The 23,776-nt window shown below is 68.7% G+C and carries 23 protein-coding genes; 13 read left to right on the forward strand and 10 right to left on the reverse strand.

Translation table 11 applies throughout. The features are described from left to right. The first annotated feature begins 28 nt into the window (after positions 1 to 28). Both ACFU5M_RS20415 and ACFU5M_RS20420 read left to right on the forward strand, forming a co-directional pair. Positions 29 to 664 carry a TetR/AcrR family transcriptional regulator gene (locus ACFU5M_RS20415; RefSeq protein WP_379051388.1) on the forward strand — a complete coding sequence of 212 codons (636 nt, stop codon included), beginning with the start codon at positions 29 to 31 and terminating at the stop codon, positions 662 to 664. A gap of 42 nt (positions 665 to 706) precedes the next feature. Beyond that, positions 707 to 2,248, forward strand: a complete 1,542-nt coding sequence (locus ACFU5M_RS20420) for a glycerol-3-phosphate dehydrogenase/oxidase (protein WP_379051391.1) — start codon at positions 707 to 709, stop codon at positions 2,246 to 2,248. 13 nt (positions 2,249 to 2,261) lie between these two features. Here ACFU5M_RS20420 and ACFU5M_RS20425 read toward each other — a convergent pair whose 3' ends face one another. Both ACFU5M_RS20425 and ACFU5M_RS20430 read right to left on the reverse strand, forming a co-directional pair. Continuing rightward, on the reverse strand, positions 2,262 to 2,768 hold the full coding sequence (locus tag ACFU5M_RS20425; RefSeq protein WP_379051394.1) for a GNAT family N-acetyltransferase: 507 nt from the start codon (positions 2,766 to 2,768) through the stop codon (positions 2,262 to 2,264). A gap of 55 nt (positions 2,769 to 2,823) precedes the next feature. Then, entirely contained in the window at positions 2,824 to 3,495 is a 672-nt protein-coding gene (locus ACFU5M_RS20430; protein WP_379051397.1) for a TetR/AcrR family transcriptional regulator, read from the reverse strand. Positions 3,496 to 4,028: 533 nt separating this feature from the next. Between ACFU5M_RS20430 and ACFU5M_RS20435 the strand changes: the two genes are divergently transcribed. The 4 genes from ACFU5M_RS20435 (at position 4,029) to ACFU5M_RS20450 (ending at position 9,152) form a co-directional block, all read left to right on the forward strand. After that, entirely contained in the window at positions 4,029 to 5,198 is a 1,170-nt protein-coding gene (locus ACFU5M_RS20435; protein ID WP_379051400.1) for an FHA domain-containing protein, read from the forward strand. A 60-nt stretch (positions 5,199 to 5,258) separates the two neighbouring features. Next, positions 5,259 to 7,556: an FdhF/YdeP family oxidoreductase gene (locus ACFU5M_RS20440; protein WP_379051403.1), complete on the forward strand. Its 2,298-nt coding sequence runs from the start codon at positions 5,259 to 5,261 to the stop codon at positions 7,554 to 7,556. 133 nt (positions 7,557 to 7,689) lie between these two features. Next, positions 7,690 to 8,529: a formate dehydrogenase accessory sulfurtransferase FdhD gene (fdhD, locus tag ACFU5M_RS20445; RefSeq protein ID WP_379051406.1), complete on the forward strand. Its 840-nt coding sequence runs from the start codon at positions 7,690 to 7,692 to the stop codon at positions 8,527 to 8,529. Positions 8,530 to 8,609: 80 nt separating this feature from the next. After that, positions 8,610 to 9,152: a hypothetical protein gene (locus ACFU5M_RS20450; protein WP_379051409.1), complete on the forward strand. Its 543-nt coding sequence runs from the start codon at positions 8,610 to 8,612 to the stop codon at positions 9,150 to 9,152. Between the two features lie 96 nt (positions 9,153 to 9,248). On the opposite strand, the gene mihF is transcribed toward ACFU5M_RS20450, so the two are convergent. Next, positions 9,249 to 9,563 (reverse strand): integration host factor, actinobacterial type, encoded by a 315-nt coding sequence (gene mihF / locus ACFU5M_RS20455; RefSeq protein ID WP_379051412.1) that lies wholly within the window; start codon positions 9,561 to 9,563, stop codon positions 9,249 to 9,251. Positions 9,564 to 9,943: 380 nt separating this feature from the next. On the opposite strand from mihF, the gene ACFU5M_RS20460 reads away from it, so the two are divergent. The 4 genes from ACFU5M_RS20460 to ACFU5M_RS20475 all read left to right on the forward strand — a co-directional run bounded on the left by ACFU5M_RS20460 (position 9,944) and on the right by ACFU5M_RS20475 (position 12,933). Next, on the forward strand, positions 9,944 to 10,729 hold the full coding sequence (locus ACFU5M_RS20460) for a helix-turn-helix domain-containing protein (RefSeq protein ID WP_379051415.1): 786 nt from the start codon (positions 9,944 to 9,946) through the stop codon (positions 10,727 to 10,729). Between the two features lie 40 nt (positions 10,730 to 10,769). Further along, on the forward strand, positions 10,770 to 11,147 hold the full coding sequence (locus ACFU5M_RS20465) for a nuclear transport factor 2 family protein (protein WP_379051417.1): 378 nt from the start codon (positions 10,770 to 10,772) through the stop codon (positions 11,145 to 11,147). A 109-nt stretch (positions 11,148 to 11,256) separates the two neighbouring features. Then, on the forward strand, positions 11,257 to 11,826 hold the full coding sequence (locus ACFU5M_RS20470; protein ID WP_379051419.1) for a carboxymuconolactone decarboxylase family protein: 570 nt from the start codon (positions 11,257 to 11,259) through the stop codon (positions 11,824 to 11,826). A gap of 225 nt (positions 11,827 to 12,051) precedes the next feature. After that, the gene (locus ACFU5M_RS20475) at positions 12,052 to 12,933 is read left to right on the forward strand and encodes a hypothetical protein (RefSeq protein ID WP_379051421.1); all 882 of its coding nucleotides are present in this window, start codon (positions 12,052 to 12,054) and stop codon (positions 12,931 to 12,933) included. A 139-nt stretch (positions 12,934 to 13,072) separates the two neighbouring features. On the opposite strand, the gene ACFU5M_RS20480 is transcribed toward ACFU5M_RS20475, so the two are convergent. The 7 genes from ACFU5M_RS20480 to ACFU5M_RS20510 all read right to left on the reverse strand — a co-directional run bounded on the left by ACFU5M_RS20480 (position 13,073) and on the right by ACFU5M_RS20510 (position 19,448). Beyond that, the gene (locus ACFU5M_RS20480) at positions 13,073 to 13,339 is read right to left on the reverse strand and encodes a ribosomal protein L7/L12 (RefSeq protein WP_379051423.1); all 267 of its coding nucleotides are present in this window, start codon (positions 13,337 to 13,339) and stop codon (positions 13,073 to 13,075) included. A gap of 28 nt (positions 13,340 to 13,367) precedes the next feature. Continuing rightward, a complete protein-coding gene (locus ACFU5M_RS20485; RefSeq protein WP_379051424.1) occupies positions 13,368 to 13,778 on the reverse strand; it encodes an STAS domain-containing protein in 411 nt (136 codons plus the stop codon). 147 nt (positions 13,779 to 13,925) lie between these two features. Further along, the gene (clpX, locus tag ACFU5M_RS20490) at positions 13,926 to 15,206 is read right to left on the reverse strand and encodes an ATP-dependent Clp protease ATP-binding subunit ClpX (RefSeq protein ID WP_043688668.1); all 1,281 of its coding nucleotides are present in this window, start codon (positions 15,204 to 15,206) and stop codon (positions 13,926 to 13,928) included. A gap of 462 nt (positions 15,207 to 15,668) precedes the next feature. Then, on the reverse strand, positions 15,669 to 16,298 hold the full coding sequence (locus tag ACFU5M_RS20495; protein WP_379051448.1) for an ATP-dependent Clp protease proteolytic subunit: 630 nt from the start codon (positions 16,296 to 16,298) through the stop codon (positions 15,669 to 15,671). A gap of 109 nt (positions 16,299 to 16,407) precedes the next feature. Next, positions 16,408 to 16,995, reverse strand: a complete 588-nt coding sequence (locus ACFU5M_RS20500) for an ATP-dependent Clp protease proteolytic subunit (protein WP_040865480.1) — start codon at positions 16,993 to 16,995, stop codon at positions 16,408 to 16,410. A 233-nt stretch (positions 16,996 to 17,228) separates the two neighbouring features. Further along, positions 17,229 to 18,605 carry a trigger factor gene (tig, locus tag ACFU5M_RS20505; RefSeq protein ID WP_379051428.1) on the reverse strand — a complete coding sequence of 459 codons (1,377 nt, stop codon included), beginning with the start codon at positions 18,603 to 18,605 and terminating at the stop codon, positions 17,229 to 17,231. 261 nt (positions 18,606 to 18,866) lie between these two features. Then, complete coding sequence (locus ACFU5M_RS20510; protein ID WP_379051431.1) at positions 18,867 to 19,448, reverse strand: FKBP-type peptidyl-prolyl cis-trans isomerase; 582 nt, start codon at positions 19,446 to 19,448, stop codon at positions 18,867 to 18,869. 211 nt (positions 19,449 to 19,659) lie between these two features. Here ACFU5M_RS20510 and ACFU5M_RS20515 point away from each other — a divergent pair, with 211 nt between their 5' ends. The 3 genes from ACFU5M_RS20515 to ACFU5M_RS20525 all read left to right on the forward strand — a co-directional run bounded on the left by ACFU5M_RS20515 (position 19,660) and on the right by ACFU5M_RS20525 (position 23,710). Beyond that, positions 19,660 to 22,128 carry a phosphoketolase gene (locus ACFU5M_RS20515; RefSeq protein WP_379051433.1) on the forward strand — a complete coding sequence of 823 codons (2,469 nt, stop codon included), beginning with the start codon at positions 19,660 to 19,662 and terminating at the stop codon, positions 22,126 to 22,128. Between the two features lie 31 nt (positions 22,129 to 22,159). Continuing rightward, entirely contained in the window at positions 22,160 to 22,780 is a 621-nt protein-coding gene (locus ACFU5M_RS20520) for a TetR/AcrR family transcriptional regulator (protein WP_379051435.1), read from the forward strand. A gap of 180 nt (positions 22,781 to 22,960) precedes the next feature. Further along, entirely contained in the window at positions 22,961 to 23,710 is a 750-nt protein-coding gene (locus tag ACFU5M_RS20525; RefSeq protein WP_379051438.1) for a DUF6008 family protein, read from the forward strand. Positions 23,711 to 23,776 lie beyond the last annotated feature (66 nt).

The following is a 23,776-nucleotide window of genomic DNA, read 5'->3' on the forward strand; positions in this document are numbered from 1 at the left end:
TCGGCCGATCTACCACCGGTGGTGACATGTGACCGCTCCCGACGACACCGCCGAGCGCCTCTCGGCGACCGACCTGGCGATTCTCGACGCCGCTCGCGCCTGCGTGGAGGAGTTCGGCGTGCGCCGCACCACGCTCACCGAGGTGGCGCGGCGGGCAGGCGTCAGCAGGCCGACCGTCTACCGCCGCTGGCCGGATACCGGTGCGCTGGTGGCCGAGCTGCTGGTCCGCGAACTGCGCGGCATCGTGGCGGCCACCATGCCGTCCGCGGGCAGCGCACGCGCCAGACTGGTCGAGGGCGTGGTCGCCGGAGCGGCGACGATCCGGTCGAATCCGTTGTTCGGCAAGATCTTCCGTACCGACACCGATCTGATGCTCACCTATGTCTTCGGCAGGCTGGGGCGCAACCAGCGCGCGCTGATCGAGCTGTTCGCGGCGGGCATCCGCGACGGCCAGCGCGACGGCTCCGTCCGCGCGGGCGACCCGGAGCGGATGGCCACCATGCTGCTGCTGATCGCCCAGTCCGCGGTGCAGTCGGCGGGCACCGTCGCGCCGCTGCTGGCGGGCGAGCACCTCGACACCGAACTGCGTCGCGCGATCGACGGATATCTCGACGACCGCACCCTCGAATCGGCCGAGGACTCCGACCGAAGACAACCGCGCTGAGCACGTGCTCGCCCGGTTCCGACGCATTCGAAAGGCATTGTGATGACCATTGATTCGTGGCCTACCGGAGATTCCGCGTTGAACGCCGCACGCCGCGCCGCGGATCTGTCCCGGCTCGGCGACGGCGCCGAGATCGACGTTCTGGTGATCGGCGGCGGTGTCACCGGTGCGGGCGCCGCACTGGACGCCGCCGCCCGCGGACTGCGCACCGTACTGGTCGAGCGCCACGACCTCGCTTTCGGCACCAGCCGCTGGAGTTCCAAGCTGGTGCACGGCGGCCTGCGCTACCTGGCGAGCGGCCGGGTCGGCATCGCCCACGAGAGCGCGGTGGAACGCGGCATCCTCATGCGCACCACGGCGCCGCATCTGGTGCGCCCGCTGCCGCAGCTGGTGCCGCTGCTGCCGAATGTCGGTGCGGCGCAAGCCGCGCTGGTGCGCGCCGGTTTCCTCGCGGGCGACCTGCTGCGGCGCGGCGCGGGCACCCCCGCGGCGATCCTGCCCCGCTCCCGGCACGTCGCCGCCGCGGAGGCCGTGCGCCTCGCCCCCACCGTGCGCCGTGCGGACCTGCGCGGCGGCCTCCAGTCCTGGGACGGGCAACTGGTCGACGACGCGCGCCTCGTCGTCGCGCTGGCCCGCACCGCGGCGGCCTACGGTGCGCGGATCCTGACCCGCGTCGAAGCGAGCGAGGTGACCGGGATTTCGGCGACCCTACGCGACACGCGCACCGGCGAGACCCTCACGGTGCGGCCGCGCACCGTGGTGAACGCGACGGGCGTCTGGGCGGATCAGGTGGATCCGAGCATCCGGCTACGCCCGAGCCGCGGCACCCATCTGGTGTTCTCCGCCGCGGCCTTCGGCGGCCTCACCGCGGCGCTGACCGTGCCGGTGGCGGGCAGTGTCGGCCGCTTCGTCTTCGCCTTTCCCGCCGCGCACGGCCGGGTGTACCTGGGCTTGACCGACGAGGACGCGCCCGGCCCGGTACCCGACGAGCCGAAGCCCAGCGACGAGGAGATCGATTTCCTGCTCGACACCATCAATCCCGCCTTGCGTGAGCCGCTGACCCGCAACGATATTCGCGGCTCGTATGCCGGATTGCGTCCCCTGTTGCAGACCGCGGGCGACAGCACGGCCGACATCTCCCGCAAGCACGCCGTGCTGCGTTCCCCGACCGGCATCGTCACCATCGTCGGGGGCAAGCTCACCACGTACCGGAAGATGGCCGAGGACGTGATCGACGCCGCGGTCGCGCACGGCGGTCTCGCGGCGGGGCAGTGCCGCACCCGGCGGCTGCCGCTGGTGGGCGCGGTCTCCGGCGCGGCGCGCGACCGTATCGACGCCCCGCCCGTGCTGATCGAGCGCTACGGCAGTGAGGCGGCCACCGTGCTGGCCACGGCGCGCCGCGATCCGTCGCTCGCCGAGCCGGTGGCGCCCGGCATCGACGTGCTCGGCGCCGAATTCGCGTTCGCGGTCTCCCACGAGGGGGCGCTCGGGGCCGATGATCTGCTGGATCGGCGCACACGCATCGGTCTGATCGACGAGGACCGTGCCGCCGCGACGGCCGCGGCGGAGCGCGCGGTCGCCTGACGGCACCGCCGGCTCAGTCCATCGACCAGTCGGCCAGCTCCGCGCGCATGCACGCACGCGGCCAGCGGTCCAGGCCGTGAGCCTGTTCGGCGGCACGCACGGCGATCAACCCCGGCGTCTCCTCGTCCGACGACAGATACCGGAAGCCGAGCCGCTCGTAATACGGGCCGTTCCAGGGCACCTCGGTGAACGTGGTCAACGTCATCGCGGGCATGCCCGCGGTGGCAGCCCATCGGGCGGCCCGGTCGATCAAGCGCTTGCCGATCCGGCGGCCCGCGTAGTCCGGGCGTACCGAGACCTGCTCGATATGGGCGATCTCATCGACCACCCCCGCGACCAGGTAGCCGATCGGCAGATCGTCCTCGGTCCACACCCAGGCTCGACCGGCTTGCTGGAACTCGCGCAGCGCCGCCGTCGAAGGAGGTTCGTCGTCGGCCACGGCCGCCATCCCGATCTCCGCGAACGGCGTGCCCGCCGCGCGTTCGATATCTTGCAGCACGGTGAGGTCTTCGGTCGTCACAGCCCGGATCATCGGCCCATTGTGATCCGGCAACCGCGGCGCGGACCAGCGAATTTCACTCCGCCCGTGTGGCGAGGATGCCGTTGAGCAGCACTTGCACGGCCCAGGCCGCGCGCGCGTCGCCGTCGCCCGACAGCAGAGCGTCCCGCATGGCCACGACAGTCGGAAAACGGTCGGCGGGTAGCTCGGCGAAGCGCCGCTCGATCGCGGCGAGGTACTCCTGCTCGGTACCGCCGCCGGTGTTGTGCGCGCTCTGTTCGGCCGCCGACGCGGTGATGTGCAGAAAGAGCAGATCCACCGCCCACGATGCGGTCCGGTCGTCCAGTCCCGCCGCGACGAGCGAGCCGAGCATCAGTTCCACCAGTCGCACAGCGTTCGGACTGCTCGGAATCACGCCGAGCGCGACCAGCGCCAGCCCTTCATGCCCGCTCATCGCCGCCACCATCGCATCGACCAGCGCGGTGAGCCGTTCCCGCCAGCTCGCCCCGGCGGGCTCCGGGACGGACCCGAGGACATGGTCGAGCATGGCGGCCATCAGATCGTCGCGATTGGCGACGTACACATACAGCGAGGCCGCGCCGGTGTCCAAGTCCTGCGCCACCCGGCGCATGGTCAGCGCAGCCGCGCCGTCCCGGTCCAGGACGCGCAGGCCGGTCTCGACGATCACCTCGCGACTCAGCGGAGCTTTTGCCGGGCGGGCCCGGCGGCTGACGGCTGCTGCGCTCATGAGCCGAGCATAACCAGCAACGAACGCCGTTCGGGTCAGCGGCGCAGGTCCGTAGCGGGGGAAACTCGGCGAACCGCGCAGCGCCACGCCCCCATCGCCGCGACAGCCACGGCTTCTGACGTGCCGGCACAGCAGACTCGGTCGGGATTCGGCTCGGTTCCGCCACGGCGCCGGGCTCCCGAGTGCGGCGACGCATACAACGAGTGCGCCGACAATCCGGACCGTAGGCGCCAAGCCGATCTCGCCTGTGCGAAAGGGGAATCCTCGTCTTATGACTCGTGACACTGTCGTCGATCTCCGCGCATGACCACCGCCGAATGCGGAGAAGACCACAACCCGCAGCTCACGCCCCCTCGGAACGGTGCCGGGACCGCTCCCGAGAACGCTCGCAGCAGAGTGCGATTCGACGCCCCGGCGACACGACCGAGCGGTTGCGTCTCCCCCTTGCCGATGCGCGCAGACCCCGGTTCGACGGTCGCCGACGCTCTATGCTGGCTTCGGTATGCCGGTAGTGCGCCGGGAAGGAGGCGCGGGTGCGCAGTAAACCGTCCACCGTGGGAGTCGCACCGGGCGACGGACTCGTCGCCCGCTTCGGTGCGGTCGTCGCCTACCTCGGGCCCGAAACGACTTCCACGGACCGAATACTCGGCACCATCGAAGCGGTGGCCGAAGGGGAGCATCCCGGCGCGGCGCTGGCGCAACGCTTGGCCGCGGTGATCTTCGGCAGCACGGTGCAACCGCCGCCCTTCGGTGTGGTCGCGCCGACCGGCGACGGCATGCTGATCCTGTTGCGCGGATCGGTGACCGCGCAGATCCAAGGCGCCGAGGGTACCCGCCTGCTCCACGGCGGCCGTGCGTTCACCTGGGTGGACGAGATCCTGCGCGAACCGGTGCGCAGCATCTCGATCGGCGCGGACACCGGCGCGCCGCCGACCGCGCTACCCCGCACCGACTTGCGCGCCGGCGTGGTTCCCGGCGGCGGCTTCGTCTTGCAGGCAGCGGTGCGGCGCGCCGGAAAAACCAGCGAGCCACCCACATCCGCGCCCTCCACGCAGGCCGAGCCCGAGCCGACGGCAGCGGCCGGTTTCGCGGCGACGCCCGAACCGACGGGTGCCGCCGACTCCGTCGCGCGGGCAGCGCCGCCCGTCCGGCCGACCGAATCGTCCCGGCCCCTCGCCAAACCACGTCCGCCCCGGTCCGCCACGGATCGACCGCTCGCGTGGTCCCAGGTGCAGCCCGCGCACGAATCGGTCGCCCTGCGCAAAGCGCCCGAGAACGGCGGAACGCGAGCTGCGCATCCCGTCACGTCGTCCGGCGGGGCCGCCGTCGGTGCCCTGGTCACCGAGGACGGCGCGGCCTACCCGCTGAACCGCGCCTACGTGATCGGGCGCGGACCGCAGGTGGACGAATCGGTCCGCGCCGCCACCGCCGCCCCGATCGTCATCCAGCGCGACCGCCACGTCTCGCGCGTGCACGCCTATGTGTCGATCGACAGCGGCAAGGTCTACGTCCGGGACGCCGCCGCGACCTCGGGCACCTTCATCGCCGGTCCCGGCACCGACCAGTGGACCAGGATCAGCACCTCCCCGACCGAACTGCCGCCGGGCTGGCGCGTCCGCATCAGCGAACGAGTCCTCACCTACCGCGGCGACGAGCAGCGCACCGGCGCGGCGGACATCACCGGAGCACGCCGCCGCTCCTGACCGCGAGGTCCTGCACCGGTCCCCGCCCGGTCCGGACCGCGCGGAGAGGACAATGGCGGCATGCACCGAAACGGACCGAGCCGGGATATCGACGAGTCCGAGCTGACGGTGACCCCGCCCGAAGAGCAGGCCGCGGGTGTCACCGCCGTGGCGGTGGCGCTGAAACGCTCGGTCGAGGAGATGGGTGTCATCCGCACCGTCCGCACACTGGCGCGGGTCAATCAGGTACACGGCTTCGACTGCCCCGGCTGCGCCTGGCCGGAACCGGCCGGTCATCGCAGGCCCGCCGAGTTCTGCGAGAACGGCGCCAAGGCAGTCGCCGAGGAAGCCACGCTGCGCACGGTGACCCCGGAGTTCTTCGCGGCGCACTCCCTCGCCGAACTGAGCGAGAAGTCCGGCTATTGGCTCGGGCAGCAGGGCAGGCTGACCCACCCGATGGTGCTGCGGCCCGGCGACACCCACTACTCCCCCATCGCGTGGGACGAGGCCTACCGGTTGATCGCGGACACGCTACGCGGCCTGGACTCCCCCGATGAGGCGGTGTTCTACACCTCCGGCCGCACCAGCAACGAGACCGCGTTCCTCTATCAGTTGCTGGTGCGCAGCTACGGCACCAACAACCTGCCGGACTGCTCCAACATGTGCCATGAGTCCTCCGGCGCGGCGCTGATCGGCTCGATCGGGATCGGGAAGGGCTCGGTCTCCATCGATGACTTCGCGAAAGCCGACCTGATCGTCGTCGCGGGACAGAATCCGGGCACCAACCATCCGCGCATGCTCAGCGCGCTCGCCGCCGCCAAAGCCGAGGGCGCCCGGATCATCGCGGTGAACCCGCTGCCGGAGACCGGGCTGCTCGGTTTCCGGGATCCGCAGACGGTCAGGGGCGTCACCACCGGCGTACCGATCGCCGACGACTTCCTGCAAATCCGCCTCGGCGGCGATATGGCCCTGTTCCAGGCGCTGGGCCGCCTACTGCTGGAAGCCGAGGACCGCGCGCCGGGCACGGTCGTCGACCGGGCGTTCGTCGACGCCCACTGCGCGGGCTACGCCGAGTACGAAAAGCATGTGCGCACGGTCGATCTCGCCACCGTGCTGGAGGCCACCGGCCTGAGCCGGACCGAACTCGAGCGCACCGCGGAGGCGTTCGCCCGCTCCCGCAACATCATCCTGTGCTGGGCGATGGGCCTGACCCAGCAGACCCACGCCGTGGCCACCATCGAGGAAGCCACCAACCTGCTGCTGTTGCGCGGCATGATCGGCAAGCCGGGCGCGGGCGTGTGCCCGGTGCGCGGCCACTCCAACGTGCAAGGCGACCGCACCATGGGCATCTGGGAGAAGATGCCCGAGGCCTTCCTCGACGCCCTCGACCGCGAGTTCGGCATCATCAGCCCGCGCGAGCACGGCTTCGACACCGTCGCGGCCATCCGCGCCATGCGCGACGGACGGGCGAAAGTCTTCTTCGGCATGGGCGGCAACTTCGTCTCCGCCACCCCCGACACCGCCGTCACCGAGGCCGCGTTGCGCGACTGCGCGCTCACCGTGCAGGTGTCCACCAAACTCAACCGCAGCCACATCGTGCACGGCCGCACCGCCCTCATCCTGCCCACCCTCGGCCGCACCGATCTCGACCTCGCCCCGGACGGCACCAAGCGGCAGGTCTCGGTGGAGGACTCGATGTCGATGGTGCACTTGTCCACCGGACGGCTGAAGCCGGTCAGCGAGCAGCTGCGCAGCGAAGTCGCCATCGTCTGCGAACTGGCCTCGGAACTCTTCGGCGACGAGCACGCGGTGTCGTGGGCACGCTTCGCCCGCGACTACGACAGCATCCGCGACGCCATCGCCCGTGTCGTGCCCGGCTGCACCGACTACAACACGAAAGTCCGCGGGCGCAATGGATTCCAGCTACCTCACCCACCGCGCGACGCCCGCGAGTTCCGCACCGTCACCGGCAAGGCGAATTTCGCCGTCAACGAACTGACCTGGCTGCCGGTCCCCCAGGGCAGGCTGATCCTGCAAACCCTGCGCAGCCACGATCAGTACAACACCACCATCTACGGCTTGGACGACCGCTACCGCGGCATCCACAACGGCCGCAAAGTCGTCCTGGTGCACCCCGACGACATCACCGCGTTCGGCTTCCGCGACGGCGATCCGGTCGACATCGTCTCCGAATGGACCGACGGTACCGAACGCCGTGTCGAAAACTTCCGCCTGGTCTCCTACCCCACGCCTCGCGGCAACGCCGCCGCCTACTATCCCGAAACCAATCCTCTGGTGCCGCTCGACCACGTCGCGAAACGGTCGAACACCCCCGTCTCCAAGGCGGTCACCATCCGGCTCGAAGCCCGCCCGGCATGAGCGGTCAGGTCCGGACGGGGCAGCGCAGCGTCACCGTGCGGAGTCCCGCCCATACCGAACCCGAACACAGCCGGAGCGGGCGGCAACCGAGCATGACCACCCAGGGCCGCGCGCATGCCGAGAGGGGCACAACATGAGTCGCGTCACCGCCCGCCGCCGGATGCGCCGGATCACTCCCGGCGCGGATATCCAGCGTCCGGACACCCTCGCGGTCGAAGAGCCGCTGGAAATCCGTATCGGCGGGCAATCGCTGACGGTCACCATGCGCACTCCCGGCAACGACATCGACCTCGTGCACGGATTCCTACTGAGCGAGGACATCATTCGCTCCGCCGAGGACATCGTGGCGGCCCGTTATTGCGCGGGCACCGACGACCAGGGCCGCAACACCTACAACGTCCTGGACATCACCCTGCGCACCCCCGCCCAGGTGCCGACCCGCTCCTTCCTGACCACCGGAGCCTGCGGGCTGTGCGGCAAGACCGCCCTCGACGAGGTCCGCACCCGCACCCGGTTTCCCTTGCCGCCCGGCGGCCCCGCGGTCGACACCCGCGTACTGGCCGCCATGCCGGGCGGGTTGCGCGACCGCCAATCCGTCTTCGACGCCACCGGCGGCCTGCACGCCGCGGGCCTGTTCACCTCCGATGGCCGACCACTGGCCGTGCGCGAGGACATCGGCAGGCACAACGCCGTCGACAAGGTCGTCGGCTGGGCGCTACGCGAAACCCGCATCCCAGCCCACGATCTCGTGCTGATCGTCAGCGGGCGCGCCTCCTTCGAACTGGTGCAGAAAGCCGTCATGGCCGGGATCCCCCTACTCGGCGCGGTCTCGGCGCCGAGTTCGCTGGCGGTCGACCTCGCCGCCGACGCGGGACTGACCCTGGTCGGCTTCCTGCGCGGCGAGACCATGAACGTCTACAGCGCTCCCGAGCGGATTCGCACCGACCCGGGCGCCGACTCGTTGTTGGCCTGACTCACTATTGCCCGCGCCGGATACTCGCTTTACCGTGACTGCACGGAGCCGAAACGGGTTCGGCGAGAACGGAGCGGCCGATGCGGATCTCGGTGCAGGGCAACTCCGAGGGCCTGCGGGTACGGATGCGGTTCGGGCAGCACCGCCGCCTGCTGCTCACGCGAATCGTGCTGGCCGTCCTGGCTGCGCAAGGGGCCGTCGTCGGCCTCTGGGCCACCCTGGCGCCGCACTCCTGGTACACCAGTTTTCCGGGGTTCGGCACCCAGTGGGTGGCGGCGGACGGCCCGTACAACCACCATTTGGCCGCCGATGTCGGGGCCTTCTTCCTGGCGCTGACCGCGGTGACGATCGCCGCGCTGATCATCGATCGAACCACGGCGGCCCGGATGGCCGGCATCGGCTGGCTGACCTTCGGCGTCCCCCATTTTCTGTACCACGTGCTGCACAAGCCCGCCGAAATGGGCGCGGCGAGCTTCGCGGCCAGCCTGATCGCGGCGTTCCTGCTCGTGGCCGGCGGAGCCGTCTGTGTCCTCGCCCCGCCGCGAGGCGACCTGCCTCTGTCGGATCCGCAACCGGTCACGGTGCGTTTCCCGCGCCGCCGCCGTACGCCGCCCGCCCGTTGACCGGCGAGACCGGCAGGTGAGTGCGGGACGCCCGTGGGAGATCACCACGGGCGTGATCCGGTGCGTCCGCGGATGCGCCGCCGAATTCCCCGCCCGTCAGTCCTTCAGCGCTTCGAGCAGTGCCGCGCGCTGACGCGCGCCGAGACCACCGATGCGGCGATCCTCGGGGATCTCCGCCTGGTCCATCAGCTTCGCGGCCTTCACCGGCCCGACACCGGGCAGGGCCTTGATCACCGCGGCCACCTTGGTCTTCTTGACCAACTCGTCGGAGTCGGCCTTCTTCAGCAGGTCCGCGACCGAGACCTTGCCGTCTTTCACCTTGCCGATCAGTTCGGAGCGTGCCTTGCGGACCGCAGCCGCCTTGGCCAACGCCTCGGTGCGCTGCTCTGCGGTCATGGTAGGCAGTGCCATGTCTCCTCCGCTTCCACTCGTCACTCGAACATCTGGTTGACCGGACCGAGTAAACAGCACGCCACCGAGAGCGCAAGCTCGACACACCGGGGCGCGAACAGCGGAAATAGCGATGAATTTCCCCGGTCCACGCCGTCGGAACCCATGAACGGCCGACGCCGGACGGGCGAAAAGGACGAAAGGAACAACGGCGGTAACACGGGGTGCGCCTTCCCCGACAGACTCAGCGAACACCGAGCACGGGAGACGGTTCAACGTCGAACCAGGGGGATCAACGGCGATCCCCCGTACCCGGCACAGTGGCTCGCGGTCGGCATCGTCTGCCGGCGCGAACGACAACCGAACACGGTCACACCCTCGCAGCGTGCCAGCATGACGGCATGCCGAACACCTCGCACGGATTGCCCGCGACGCTGTGGCTGTGGGCCGGGCAGGCGATCTATCGCGGACCGTCACTGCGCCTGGACGCGCATTCGACCGCGGTCGACTGCCTGGCGGTCGGGATCGACGCTCCGTTCACCCTCGCGGCCGACGGCAGAGTACGTACCGCGCGCAGCGCCCTCGTGCCGCCGCGCCGGGTCCACCGGGTGGTCACCGAGGGTGACCACATGATGTTCTGCTACCTGGATCCCGGATCACCTGCCGCTCGCGCCTGCCGCGCTCGGATGACGCAGTGGGACAACGATTTCGGGCTACACCATGTGTCGGAGAACGCACTGGCGACGGCTGCGGGCAGCGCTCGCCCCGAACCGGGATCGTTGGCGGGACTCGCCGGCGCGGCACCGGTCGCCCCGCTGGACGAGCGCATCGTGGAGGCGCTCGCCGACCTCCACGCACATCCCGCCGCCGCATTCACCGCCGCACGGTTCGCCGCGGCCGCACATCTGTCGGAGTCGCGATTCCTGCACCTGTTCGCCGCCCAGGCCGGGACCTCCTTCCGGCGCTACCGCCTCTGGGTCAGGATGCTCGCCGTCGGACGCGCGATCGCCGGAGGCGCGAACCTCACCATGGCCTCGACCGACGCCGGATTCGCCAGTCCCTCGCACTTCAGCGACACGTTCCGCACGCTGTTCGGGTTGTCCGCCTCCGACCTGCTCGCCACCGGCGTCCAGGTCGTCGTGCTGGACCTGGCCGAGGGGATCGAATCGCGCCAGGGAACTTGCTAGGCTATAAAACTAGAACACGTTTCACTTCGGAGGAGACTCGATGGCCAAGCAGATCCGCGACGTGGTCGAGCAGTACGTCAAGCTGGTCGGCTCGGGCCCGACCGAGGACATCGTCGCGCTCTACGCGCCCGACGCGATCGTGGAGGACCCGGTCGGCACCCCGCCCAAGCGCGGCCACGCCGCCATCCGCGAGTTCTACGAGGTGATCGCCGCGCTGGATCGGGAGACCGAGTTGCGGCCCGAGGACGTCAGGATCGCGGGCACTCGAGCCGCGTTCCCGTTCACCATCGTCACCAAGGTCGGCGGACAGCGCTTCATCGTGTCGCCGATCGACGTGATGGAATTCGACGAGGAAGGCCGGATCACCGGGATGCGCGCCTACTGGAGTCAGGAGGACATGCGGGTCGAACCCGAGTAGTCCGCGCGGTGGCCGGGGTGCCTCACGTCACATCGCGGCCCCATCACATTCCGGCACGGTCTCTCGTCCGAGAAGTAGGAACCACATCCGCTGATCGAAGGAGATCGACATGGGCGCCACCCGTATCGCCGCCGTCACCCCGCAGCAGGCCGGGCCGATGACCAAGCTGCTGTACCGGCTGGCCAAGCGCCGCTTCCACGAAGTGCCGGAGCCGTTCGCCGTCACCGCCAATCACCCGAAACTGCTCACCGCCAACGCGGTTCACGAGACCATGGTGGGCAAGGCCAGCACCGCCCTGCCCGCTGTCATCCGCGAAATCGCCGTCTATCGCACGGCGTGGACGATCGGTTGTTCTTGGTGCGTCGACTTCGGCGCCATGCTCATGCGGCTGGGCGAACTGGACGTCGCGCGGCTCGAGCACATCGCCGACTACGCGACCTCGTCGCTGTACTCCGACGACGAGCGCGCCGCCATCGCCTACGCCGACGCGATGACCGCCACGCCGACCGCGGTCACCGACGAGCAGGTCGCCGACCTGGAGCGGCGGTTCGGCCGAGCGGGCGTGATCGAGCTCAGCTATCACATCGCGCTGGAAAACTCGCGCGCCCGGTTCAATTCGGCGCTCGGGATCACCGCGCAGGGTTTCAGCACCGATTCGTGCCGAGTGCCCTGGGCGTGAAAACCGCCGTGGCGCTGCGGGAAAGGCCCGGGGCGACCTGGCATTTCGAGGCCGCGGATACTCCGGACTGTCGTTATAGCCCGGAATGCACTAAGAATAGGAGGTGTTGACGTCGCCTGGCCGCGCCGCGGTCGACGAGCTGCCGTCGCGAATTTCGCGCAACGGCAGGCCGTGCCGGCGTCTTCGGTTTCTCGAGTTCCCCTCCGCTCAACCCTTTGGAGCCGCATGCTCGACGAACAGACCTCGGACGACGACGTCGCGCGGCTGGCCAGACGGGTCGAGAAGGCCCGCGGCCGGCTCGCCTATCAGTTCGACCCGGCGCTGACCGGCGCGCTGTCGGAGGAGGAACTGGTCGCGGAACGCGAACTGGCCGAACGCATCCGGACGCAGGATCGCGACCAGCGCTGGAAGCAGGCCGAGGCGGCCTCCGCGGCCTCCGACCGGTCACGGAACACTTCGGAGGCCATCGAGAAGGCCGAGATCAGGGACCTGCTGCTGGCCCGCAAAGCCATCGCCGCGCAGCGGCGCGCGTCCAGCCCGCATGCCAGGCTGGCGTCGCTGTACCGGCACCGTTCGTGGTCGCTCGGCGCGCTGGCGGGCGTGGTCGCCGCCGGGATGCTGTGGTCGGCGGTCAACGTCCAGCACAACATCGCGCCGGGTGGCCCCACCGACCCGCTGTACTGGTTCAGCTACCTGCTCGAGGCGATGATCAGCGTGTCGCTGATCATCATCATGATCGGCACGAACAAGGTCACCGAGTGGGGCGTGCTGGACAACCGCAACCAAGTGGCGGCGGCCGAAGTCGCGTTGCTGGCGCTCACCGTGGGACTGAACACTTACCCGTATGTGAGCGAAGGCCGGTGGTTCGACGCCGCCGTACACGGGGTAGCCCCGGTGATGATCGGCGTCGCGCTACTCATCCACGACGCCGCGAGCGCGCGATACGGACGCGCGATCAGCTACGCCACTGACCAGGTACGGAATCTGCCCGACCCGGCCGGGCACGACCCGTTGCCGGAACGCTCCTCGGAGAACACCCGGTCCGGCGCGGACGCCGGCTTCCCGATGGATCTGCACGCACCTTTGGTTCAAGGCGCGCACAGCTAGGTCTGACGCGCGGCAGCACAACAGAATTCGTCACCGATCACGGACCGGGCGGTCCGGTGGCGGCGCGAACCGCCGGAAAGGGTGGTCGGTGGGCGTGAGCCGTTTAATGGAGCCCGGCCCGCGCCCACCACACCGACATTCAGTACGGGTACCGGCTTTCGACCGCGTCCTTGGCCTCTTTGAGCCCGCAGCCGGTGAGTTCCCGATACCGCTTGATCGCGTGAATCTTCTTGCCCTGCGCCAGTAACGCGTCGATTTCCGCCATGCCGTCACCCCGCGGAACCGACGGCACGGTACGTGGCGGGGCGACCGAGGCAGGCGCTTCGATGCCCAGATGGGTCATGATCAGGTTGAGCTTGATGTGTAACGAGTCGACCTTGCGCTCCAAGCGCCGGTTGGCAAACATGACCCATCGTAACGACCGGCGCCGTGCGTCACGCCGCGTCGAGCACAGCGTCGGCGAGACTCGACCTGGTTTCGAAACGCCCGAGGTCCTGGGCCAATTGCAACAGCCGGTCCACACACCAGGCGCCGGTGACCAGGCGCAGCCCGCGACCGGTCTGCGTAAGCATGGTCCGCGCGTCGACCAGGACATACAGCCCGGCGACGCCGAAGAACGTGACTTTCGACAGATCGATGACCACCAGGGGCGCCGCCGTACCCAACGAGCCGATCAGCCTGCGGCGGAACACTTCCGCGGTGTAATGGTCGACCTCACCCGCTAGCGCGCATAGCGTGACCTGTTCGCTCGGGGCCGTGACGGAGATCTTGAGCCGCTCGGCGGGGTGATCGGCATTGCGAGCAGCGGTGAGAACGTACGTGGGATTGGCCAAGCCTGCCGACATGAGGACCTCGGTCCTGTCGCCCGCAACAATCTCCCGACGAGGTGCCTGCGGGTAATGATGCGCTCCGGAAGACAGGGCCACCGGAACTAGGCTGTTTGCTCAACCCTCACGAAGGAGTACCCCCGCGGTAGGGCCGCCACACCTGGATTACGCCGACTTCTCCCGGCGCTCCGCCCGCTGCGCCTTGCGCGGCACGATGGTGGGCAGCACGTTGTCGTTGACCGTGTCCGCGTTCACGACCACCTTGGCGACGTCGTCGCGGCTGGGGATGTCGTACATCGCGGGCTGGAGGACCTCCTCCATGATCGCCCGCAGGCCACGCGCGCCGGTACCGCGCAGGATCGCCTGATCGGCGACCGCCTCCAGCGCGTCGTCGGTGAACTCGAGGTCGACCCCGTCCATCTCGAACAACCGGACGTACTGCTTGACCAGCGCGTTCTTCGGCTCGGAAAGGATCTTGACCAACGATTCCTTGTCCAGGTTGGTCACCGACGCGACCACCGGCAGACGACCGATGAACTCGGGGATCAAGCCGAACTTGATCAGATCCTCGGGCATGACGTCCGCGAAGTGATCGGTGGTGTCGATCTCGGCCTTGGAGCGCACCTCGGCGCCGAAACCGATGCCGCGGTGGCCGGTGCGGTCGGAGATGATCTTCTCCAGGCCCGCGAAAGCGCCCGCCACGATGAACAGCACGTTGGTGGTGTCGATCTGGATGAACTCCTGGTGCGGGTGCTTGCGCCCGCCCTGCGGCGGCACGCTCGCCTGGGTGCCCTCCAGGATCTTCAGCAGGGCCTGCTGCACGCCCTCGCCGGACACGTCGCGGGTGATCGACGGGTTCTCGCTCTTGCGGGCGATCTTGTCGACCTCGTCGATGTAGATGATGCCGGTCTCGGCGCGCTTGACGTCGTAGTCGGCGGCCTGGATCAGCTTCAGCAGGATGTTCTCGACATCCTCACCGACGTACCCGGCCTCGGTCAGCGCGGTGGCGTCGGCGATGGCGAACGGCACGTTCAGCATCTTCGCCAACGTCTGGGCCAGATAGGTCTTGCCGCAGCCGGTGGGGCCCAGCATCAGGATGTTGGACTTGGCCAGCTCGACGGTCTCGCCGCGGCTGTCGCGCCCCTTGTCACCCGCCTGGATGCGTTTGTAATGGTTGTAGACGGCCACCGCGAGAGTGCGCTTGGCGGTGTCCTGGCCGATGACGTAGTTCTCCAGGAAGTCCCGGATCTCCGCCGGCTTGGGCAGCTCATCGAGCTTGACCTCGCTCGATTCGGCGAGCTCCTCCTCGATGATCTCGTTGCAGAGATCGATGCACTCGTCGCAGATGTACACCCCTGGTCCCGCAATGAGCTTCTTGACCTGCTTCTGGCTCTTTCCGCAGAACGAGCACTTCAGCAGATCGCCGCCATCTCCGATGCGCGCCATCTCGTGGGTCCCTACTTCCTTGTCCGCGTGCAACCGTCCGTCCAGGTTGCCAGCTGTCCACCACTTTCGCAGCCGCAAACGCATCGGCTGATTCGTGGCCGGTGGGCAGTGCTGTCAACCGGGAGCAAAGGTCCCTAGGTCGACCGTACCCGGTGTTCGGGACGGAGGTCGACAACTCGCGCATGTTTCTCGCGCGGGTTGTGCGAGTTGTCACCCACTGTCGAAAGGCGGACCGCCCGCCGGATCGGCAATCGACACTCCGGACCGCCCTCGCGCCGCGCCGGGTTCGAACAAATTCTCGAATCGCGGCGGTGTGATAAGCGGTCCGGCCGGGCGGCATACCCCATGGCATGCTTCCCGGCCGGAATCTCCCTGTCATAGAACCATTTCCGAGCGAACCGCCGCCGGGATCGGCAATTCGCCCAGTCGTCCCGGCCCGGCCGGAAACGACGATTCGCGCTTTTATTTCTGCGCGCTGAGCTTGCGGTAGTCGAACACCGTGTCGATGATCCCGTACTCCTTGGCCTCCTCGGCCGTCAGGATCTTGTCACGGTCGGTGTCCTTGCGGATGGTGTCGGCGTCCTTGCCGGTGTGCCGCGCGAGCGTGGTCTCCATCAGGCGACGCATGCGCTCGATCTCGGCGGCCTGGATCTCCAGGTCCGACACCTGACCCTGGATGCCACCCTCCAGCGACGGCTGGTGGATCAGGACGCGAGCGTTGGGCAGGCAGGCCCGCTTGCCGGGGGAGCCCGCGGCCAGCAGCACGGCCGCGGCCGAGGCGGCCTGGCCGAGGCAGACCGTGGCGACGTCGGCGCGCACGTACTGCATGGTGTCGTAGATGGCCATCAGCGAGGTGAACGAGCCACCCGGCGAGTTGATGTACATGGTGATGTCGCGGTCGGGGTCCAGCGACTCCAGCACCAGCAGCTGCGCCATGATGTCGTTGGCCGAGGCGTCGTCCACCTGCACGCCGAGGAAGATGATGCGCTCCTCGAACAGCTTGTTGTACGGGTTGGACTCCTTGACGCCGAAGCTCGAGTGCTCGATGAACGACGGCAGGATGTAGCGCGCCTGCGGGCTCTGCGGTGCGATACCGGACAGGCCGGCGCGCGGGTCGATCGAATGGGCCATCTGAGTCTCCAAAGTCGGTGCGGCGGCCGGACGTTCGAGGCGTCCGGGGGCCTGTGGGTGATCCGGTGCGTTACTTCTTGGCGCCGTTGGCCTGATTCGCGTGGCTGATCACGTGGTCGATGAAGCCGTATTCCAGGGCTTCGGACGCGGTGAACCAGCGGTCCCGGTCGGCGTCGGTGGTGACCTGCTCGACCGACTTGCCGGTGTGCAGCGCCTGCAGCTCGTTCAGCTCCCGCTTCGTGTGCGCGAATTGCTCCGCCATGATCGCGATATCCGCCGCCGAGCCGCCGATACCCGCGGAGGGCTGGTGCATCATGATGCGCGCGTGCGGCAGCGCGTAGCGCTTGCCCTTGGTGCCCGCGGTGAGCAGGAATTGCCCCATCGACGCGGCCAGGCCCATGCCGTAGGTGGCGATGTCGCACTCGGCGAACTGCATCGTGTCGTAGATGGCCATGCCCGCGGTCACCGAGCCGCCCGGCGAGTTGATGTAGAGCGAGATGTCCTTGGTGGGATCCTCCGCCGAGAGCAACAGGATCTGCGCGCACAGCTTGTTCGCGATGTCGTCGTCGACCTGCGTGCCGAGGAAGATGATGCGCTCCCGCAGCAGGCGCTCGTACACCGAATCACTGAGGTTGAGACCAGCAGTCGCGGTTGTCATGACCCCTGCCTGGTTGATTGTCACGGATACCTGCCTTCTCTCGCCGGCTCGTTGCGGAGTGCCACATAGCCATCACTGGTCGGATATGCCGCGCCCAGCGGACGGGCTATCCGACTTGCCGTCACAAACATTAACGAAGCAGGGCGGCACCGAACTCCCGGTACCGCCCTTTCTTCGCTCACAGCGCAATCAGCGCACCTCTCGGGCGTCGAACACGCCGACATTCCATGAAATTATTCGGCGTCCGCCGCGGCCGCCTCGGCGGCCTGGTCCTCGTCCGCGGAATCGGCGGGAGGGCCGAACATTTCGGCGGTGTCCACCGGGTTGCCCGCGGAGTCGGTGACGGTCACCTTGCCGACCACGCCCGCCAGCGCCTTGCCGCGGCGCACATCCGCGAACACCGCGCCGAGCTGGCCCGCCTGCTGCACCTGCTGGATGAACTGCTCCGGCGACATGCCGTAGCGCTGCGCCTGGAACAGGATCCGCTCGGTGAGCTCCTCCTGCCCGACCTGGGTGCCCTCCGCCTCGGCGATCGCGTCCAGCAGCAGCTGGGTCTTGACCGACTTCTCGGCGGACTCCTTGGTCTCGGTGTCGAACTCCTCGCGTGTGCTGCCCTGCGCCTCGAGCGCCTCGGCGAACTTGGCCTCGTCGTGGTCGAAGCCGTGCACCGCGTCGTGGGTCACCGCGTCGATCTCGGCCTTCACCACGGCCTCGGGCAGCGGTACCTCGACCTGCTCGAGCAGGGTCTCCAGCACCTTGTCGCGGATCTCGCCCGCCTGCTGCACCTTCTTGACCCGCTCGACGCGGCTGCGCAGGTCGGTCTTCAGCTCGTCCAGGGTGTCGAATTCGCTGGCCAGCTGGGCGAACTCGTCATCGGCCTCGGGCAGCTCGCGCTCCTTGACGGTCTGCACGGTGACGGTGATGACCGCCTCCTTGCCCGCGTGCTCGCCCGCGACCAGCGTCGAGGTGAACTCCTTCGACTCGCCCGCCGACAATCCGACCAGCGCCTCGTCCAGGCCCTCGATGAGCTGACCGGAACCGACCTCGTGGGACAGGCCGGTCGTGGCGGCCTCGGGCACCTCCTGGCCGTCCACCGTCGCCGCGAGATCGATGGAGACGAAGTCGCCGTCCTGCACCGGACGCTCGACCCCGGCCAGGGTGCCGAAGCGCTGGCGCAGCGACTGCAACTGCTCCTCGATGTCCTCGTCGCCGACGGTGAACGCGTCGACGGTGACCGCGATGCTCTCGTAGTCCGGCAGAGTGATCTCCGGACGCACGTCGACCTCGGCGGTGAAGGCGAGCTCCTGGCCGTCCTCGATCTTGGTGATCTCGATCTCCGGCTGACCGATGACCTTCACCTCGGAGGTGGTGACGGCCTCGCTGTAGCGACCGGGCAGCGCGTCGTTGACCACCTGCTCCAGGATCGCGCCACGGCCGAGACGGGCCTCGAGCAGCTTCGCGGGCGCCTTACCGGGGCGGAAGCCGGGGATACGAACCTGCTTGGCCAGTGCCTTGTACGCGCGGTCGAAATCGGGCTTCAGCTCCTCGAAGGGCACCTCGACATTGATCCGGACCCGGGTCGGGCTCAGCTGCTCGACGGTGCTCTTCACGGACATGCTCCTTGTTCGTTGTTCGTACTGGTTTACGTTCGGTGTGCGGTGCCTCACCCCGGCACTCCAACTCGGAACGGCGGATGAGGCGGCCCTACGCCGGCTGCCGCACTCCCCCACCGGCGCGGTTCCGAACCGGAGTACCGGCCTCGGCCGAGACGACGAGGAATGCGGCGTACGCCACGCATCCCGACCAGGTTAGTTGACCGGCCGAGCGGGCCTGCATCCGGCGGTGCCCGGCGCGGGCCGCGAAAGCCGGAGTCACTTCCCCACCGAGACCGCGTCGGTGACGAAGACCAGCGTCTCGTACGGCGCGATGCCGCGTCCGCCCGCGCCGTAGCCCAGCTCCGGCGGCACGATCAACAACCTGCGCGAGCCTTCCCGGACACCGACGAGCCCCTGGTCCCAGCCGTCGATGACCTGTCCTCCGCCGAGGGTGAGCTGGAACGGCTTGCCGCGATCGAACGAACTGTCCAGCGTCTTCTTGTCCGACCAGGTGACCAGCGCGTAGTTCATGGTCAGCTGCTGGCCTGCCGCGGCGCCTGGCCCGCTGCCCTCGCTCAGATCCTTGACGATCAGCCGCTTGGGCGGGTCGCAGTCGTCCGGGATGGTGATGGTGGGTGCGACGCCGAAGTCGCCGGCGACGCGGATGTCCTCGGCGGTGCACTCCCGGCCTTTGCTCTGCGTGGCCGGGCGCTGCGCGGGGGAAGGCCCCGCCGCCACGGTGGTCCTCGTCGCGGAGACGGTCGTGGCGGTCGGCTCGTCGTCCGAGCCGCAAGCCGCCAGCGCGATGGTCGTCGCGGCGAGGGCGCCGACACCGATGATCCTTCCGAGAATGTGCATGCCGCGGACCCTAGACCACGAACGGGGACCTGGCCGGGTGGGCTTCCCGCGACACGCGCGGACCGCCGCGCGGAGCCCACTCCGGCTAGGCTGGCGGTGAATTCTCCATCCGGCGTTGCCGATTCCGATCGGCGACCGTTGCAGGATCGGAACGGCTGTTCCGCGTGGCGCCGCCGCCCCCGATGCCCCCGAACCTGAGGAGAGTCGGCGCATGACCCACATGGCAAGTGCAGGTGGCGACACCTCGGCGGACAACGTCGGCAGCACCGGCGGTCGAACCGTGGCCCCGCGTCCCTACCGGCTGGCGGACGTTCCGGGCCCGTTGGAACGCGACGAACTGGCGTCGATCGACGCGTGGTGGCGGGCCGCCAACTATCTCGCGGTCGGCCAGATCTACCTGATGGCCAATCCGCTGCTGCGCGAGCCGCTGCGCTCCGAGCACATCAAGCCCAGGTTGCTCGGGCATTTCGGCACGGTACCCGGCCTCAATCTGGTCTGGACGCACGCCAATCGCGCGATCCGGCAACGCCGGCTCAACGCCGTCTTCGTCGCGGGCCCCGGACACGGCGGTCCAGGGCCGAACGCGTGCGCCTGGCTGGAGGGCACATATTCCGAGCTCTACAGCCACATCTCGCAGGACGCCGCGGGCATGGGAGCACTGTTCGGCCAATTCTCCTTTCCCGGCGGGGTGCCGAGTCACTGCGCACCGGAGACCCCCGGCTCCTTCCACGAGGGCGGTGAACTCGGCTATTCGCTGCTGCACGCGTTCGGCGCCGCGTTGGACAACCCCGATCTCACCGTGTTCTGCGTGGTCGGCGACGGCGAGGCGGAGACGGGACCGCTGGCCACGAGCTGGCATGCGAACAAGTTCCTCAATCCGGCGCGCGACGGCGCGGTGCTGCCGATCCTGGCGCTGAACGAGTACAAGATCGCCAACCCGACCATTCTGGCGCGCATCCCGGAATCGGAACTGCTCGCCCTGCTGCGCGGATACGGCTACGAACCGATCGTCGTCGCCGGCGACGATCCCGCGGTGGTCCACCAGGCGATGGCCGCGGCGGTGGACACGAGTATGGATCGCATCGACCGGATCCAGCGCGCCGCGCGCGGCGGCGGCGATGGGACGCGGCCCACCTGGCCGATGATCGTGTTACGCACGCCCAAGGGCTGGACCTGTCCGCCGGTGGTGGACGGCGACCAGGTCGAGGGCACCTTCCGGGCACACCAGGTGCCGTTGCCGGGTGCGCGCACCGATGCAGGCCACCGCGCGGTCCTGGAACAGTGGCTGCGCTCCTACCGTCCGGAGGAGCTGTTCGACGCCGGCGGTGCACCGGCGCCGGAACTGATCGCGCAGGTACCCGGCGGCGATCGGCGGATGAGCGCCAATCCGGTCGCCAACGGCGGTGCGCTGCTGCGCGACCTGCGCCTGCCGGACTGGGGCGACTTCGGCGTCGAGGTGTCCGCGCCGGGCGCGACCGAGCACTCGGCCACCAGGGTGCTCGGCGGCTGGCTGCGGGAGGTCACCAGACACAATCCGGACAACTTCCTGACCTTCGCGCCGGACGAATTGGCCAGTAACCGGTTACAGGACATCCTCGAGGTCACCGGCCGCGACTGGCAAGCCGAGATCGACCCCCGCGACGAGAAACTCGACCGCACCGGCCGGGTGATCGAGGTGCTGTCCGAACACATGTGCCAGGGATTGCTGGAGGGCTACCTGCTGACCGGCAGGCACGGCGTCTTCACTTGCTACGAGGCGTTCATCCACATCGTCGACGCCATGTTCAACCAGCACGCCAAATGGCTCGACGCCAGCTCGGCGGTGCCGTGGCGGCGCCCGATTCCGAGCCTGAACTATCTGCTGTCCTCGCACGTCTGGCGCCAGGACCACAACGGCTTCACCCACCAGGATCCCGGTTTCCTGGACGTGGTGCTGAACAAGAAGGCCTCGATCGTGCGGGTGTACCTGCCGCCGGACGCCAACACACTGCTGTCCACCTATGACCACTGCCTGCGCTCCCGGCACTATGTGAATGTGGTGGTCGCGGGCAAGCAGCCCCAGGCCGACTGGCTGTCGGTGGCCGAAGCCGCCGAGCACTGCGCGCGCGGGATCGGCATCTGGCCGTGGGCAGGCCACCGCGACGACGGGGGCACCACGCCGGACGTAGTGCTGGCGTGCGCGGGCGACGTGCCGACGCTGGAAACCCTCGCCGCCGCCGCGATCCTGCGCGAACGGCTGCCGGATCTGCGCGTCCGGGTGGTCAATGTGGTCGACCTGATGCGGTTGCAACCGCCGAACGAGCATCCGCACGGTCTGCCCGACCACGAGTTCGACACGCTGTTCACCCGGGACCGGCCGGTGATCTTCGCCTTCCACGGCTATCCGTGGTTGGTGCACCGGCTGACCTATCGGCGCACCAACCACGGCGAACTGCATGTCCGCGGGTACAAGGAGCGGGGCACGACGACCACGCCGTTCGACATGGTGATGCTCAACGACCTGGACCGCTACCACCTCGTCATGGATGTGATCGATCGCGTGCCCAGCCTGCGTGAGCGCGCCGCGGGGCTGCGGCAGGAGATGGTCGACGCGCGTTGGACGGCTCGTGCGTGGACCAGGGAACACGGCACGGACATTCCCGAGGTAGCCGACTGGAGCTGGCCCTACCGGCGCGATTGAACATCCCCGGAGAGCAAGTACGATCGACCGTATGGAAAGTGGCCGGCGCACCGCCGAGATCACCGACAAGCGATTGCTGCGCGGTGCGCGAACTCGCGCCACGGTGCTGCGGCAGGCGGTCGACATCGCCTCGCTGGACGGATTGGACGGTCTCAGCTTCGGCAGGCTGGCCGCCGACACCGGGCTGAGCAAAGCGGGAATCCAGACCCTGTTCCGCACGAAGGAAGCACTGCAACTGGCCGCCGTCGACCACGCGCGCGACCGGTTCGTGGAAGCGGTCGTCGAACCGGCCCGTTCCGCGCCGCACGGTGTCGCTCGGCTGCGAGCCCTGCTCGACCACTGGATGGTCTACGCCGAGACACCGCTGTTCGCGGGCGGCTGCTTCCGCGTCGCGACCATGGCCGAGTGCGACAGCAAGCCGGGACCGGTGCGCGACGCCCTGTTCCGTGATCAGCGAGCGTGGGTGCGGCTACTGGCCCGGGAGTTGCGCTCGGCGGCGTCCGCCGGTGAGATCGCCGAACTCGACGCGGAGCTGACCGCGTTCCAGATCGATGCGGTGCTGTGCGCCACCAACACCGCGCTGCGAATCGGCGACCCGGAGGCCGCCGATCGCGCCCACCGCATCGTCGAAGGCTTGCTGCGGCCATCCTGAGCACGGGCTATGCGACTCGGGCAGGACACGAACCGAATTGTGAGCGAGTCCAGGACATTCGGAAATCTCGGACAGAGGTCGCCGCCACCTTGTATCTTGCGGACAACGCGTTTCACGCGTTCCCGTAGCAACTCCCCCATCCGTCGCCGTTGCCGGAGGGCGCGCAGAAGGGCGGTTCCCATGAACCACACAGCCGAAGCGACCGGGTTGGAAATCCTTGGTGCGATCTTGATGGTGGCCTGGATGGTCGTCATGTGGGCGGCCGTCGGCGTACTCGTCGTCGCGTTGCGTAAACCTCTGCGACCATGGATGTTCCGCACCGCGCTCGGTGTCGTCGCGCTCGGTGTGGTCGCCCAGATAGGACACTTCCAGGAGCACGTGGCACAGGTCGGGTACTGGATCCAGCACCCGAACTCACCGGCGTGGATGACCCCGTGGGGCACCGGCCTGGCCAATGGATTCGCTCAGGTCGACCACATGAAGCCGGCGCTCGGCATGGAAATCCTGCACTTGGTCGGCAATTTCCACTTCCTCGCCGGACTGGTCGGGGTCGCCCTGATCACCCACCACGCGCTGGAGAGCAAGGCTCGCAAGTGGGGTCGTATGGGCGTGCTGATGCAAGGCATCCACGGGCTCGAGCATCTCGCGCTCACCCTGACGGTCGCGTTCGGCACCAAAGCGATCGGGCTGTCGACCATCTTCGGCCTGCTCGACCCCGGCCCCGGCGCGGCCACATACCGCATCTGGTGGCACTTCCTGGCCAACGTGATCGGCACGACCATCTTCGCCCTCGCGCTGTACCACCTGTGGCGCGAGCGCGCGATGATCGAAGCTGGATACCGTGACTCCGCCGCCGCGAAGCCGAAGCGCGCTCCGGCTGCTGCCGGGGGTTCGGGGGCTCCGGCGTTCGCGGCGATGACCGAAGCCTGATCCGTAGATCGATTCCGCACATTCGGTGCGGTACATACCGATATCGCCGCCACGGCCCTGCGGGAC

Source organism: Nocardia sp. NPDC057455 (genome assembly GCF_042802775.1).
GTDB lineage: Bacteria > Actinomycetota > Actinomycetes > Mycobacteriales > Mycobacteriaceae > Nocardia.

What these genes read in the sequence shown, in the direction of transcription:
- ACFU5M_RS20420 (WP_379051391.1), top strand. Translation starts at nt 707, where the DNA reads ATGACCATTGATTCGTGGCCTACCGGAGATTCCGCGTTGAACGCCGCA.
- ACFU5M_RS20430 (WP_379051397.1), bottom strand. Translation starts at nt 3,495, where the DNA reads ATGAGCGCAGCAGCCGTCAGCCGCCGGGCCCGCCCGGCAAAAGCTCCG.
- ACFU5M_RS20440 (WP_379051403.1), top strand. Translation starts at nt 5,259, where the DNA reads ATGCACCGAAACGGACCGAGCCGGGATATCGACGAGTCCGAGCTGACG.
- fdhD (WP_379051406.1), top strand. Translation starts at nt 7,690, where the DNA reads ATGAGTCGCGTCACCGCCCGCCGCCGGATGCGCCGGATCACTCCCGGC.
- ACFU5M_RS20450 (WP_379051409.1), top strand. Translation starts at nt 8,610, where the DNA reads ATGCGGATCTCGGTGCAGGGCAACTCCGAGGGCCTGCGGGTACGGATG.
- mihF (WP_379051412.1), bottom strand. Translation starts at nt 9,563, where the DNA reads ATGGCACTGCCTACCATGACCGCAGAGCAGCGCACCGAGGCGTTGGCC.
- ACFU5M_RS20460 (WP_379051415.1), top strand. Translation starts at nt 9,944, where the DNA reads ATGCCGAACACCTCGCACGGATTGCCCGCGACGCTGTGGCTGTGGGCC.
- ACFU5M_RS20465 (WP_379051417.1), top strand. Translation starts at nt 10,770, where the DNA reads ATGGCCAAGCAGATCCGCGACGTGGTCGAGCAGTACGTCAAGCTGGTC.
- ACFU5M_RS20470 (WP_379051419.1), top strand. Translation starts at nt 11,257, where the DNA reads ATGGGCGCCACCCGTATCGCCGCCGTCACCCCGCAGCAGGCCGGGCCG.
- ACFU5M_RS20475 (WP_379051421.1), top strand. Translation starts at nt 12,052, where the DNA reads ATGCTCGACGAACAGACCTCGGACGACGACGTCGCGCGGCTGGCCAGA.
- ACFU5M_RS20480 (WP_379051423.1), bottom strand. Translation starts at nt 13,339, where the DNA reads ATGTTTGCCAACCGGCGCTTGGAGCGCAAGGTCGACTCGTTACACATC.
- ACFU5M_RS20485 (WP_379051424.1), bottom strand. Translation starts at nt 13,778, where the DNA reads ATGTCGGCAGGCTTGGCCAATCCCACGTACGTTCTCACCGCTGCTCGC.
- clpX (WP_043688668.1), bottom strand. Translation starts at nt 15,206, where the DNA reads ATGGCGCGCATCGGAGATGGCGGCGATCTGCTGAAGTGCTCGTTCTGC.
- ACFU5M_RS20500 (WP_040865480.1), bottom strand. Translation starts at nt 16,995, where the DNA reads ATGACAACCGCGACTGCTGGTCTCAACCTCAGTGATTCGGTGTACGAG.
- ACFU5M_RS20510 (WP_379051431.1), bottom strand. Translation starts at nt 19,448, where the DNA reads ATGCACATTCTCGGAAGGATCATCGGTGTCGGCGCCCTCGCCGCGACG.
- ACFU5M_RS20515 (WP_379051433.1), top strand. Translation starts at nt 19,660, where the DNA reads ATGACCCACATGGCAAGTGCAGGTGGCGACACCTCGGCGGACAACGTC.
- ACFU5M_RS20520 (WP_379051435.1), top strand. Translation starts at nt 22,160, where the DNA reads ATGGAAAGTGGCCGGCGCACCGCCGAGATCACCGACAAGCGATTGCTG.
- ACFU5M_RS20525 (WP_379051438.1), top strand. Translation starts at nt 22,961, where the DNA reads ATGAACCACACAGCCGAAGCGACCGGGTTGGAAATCCTTGGTGCGATC.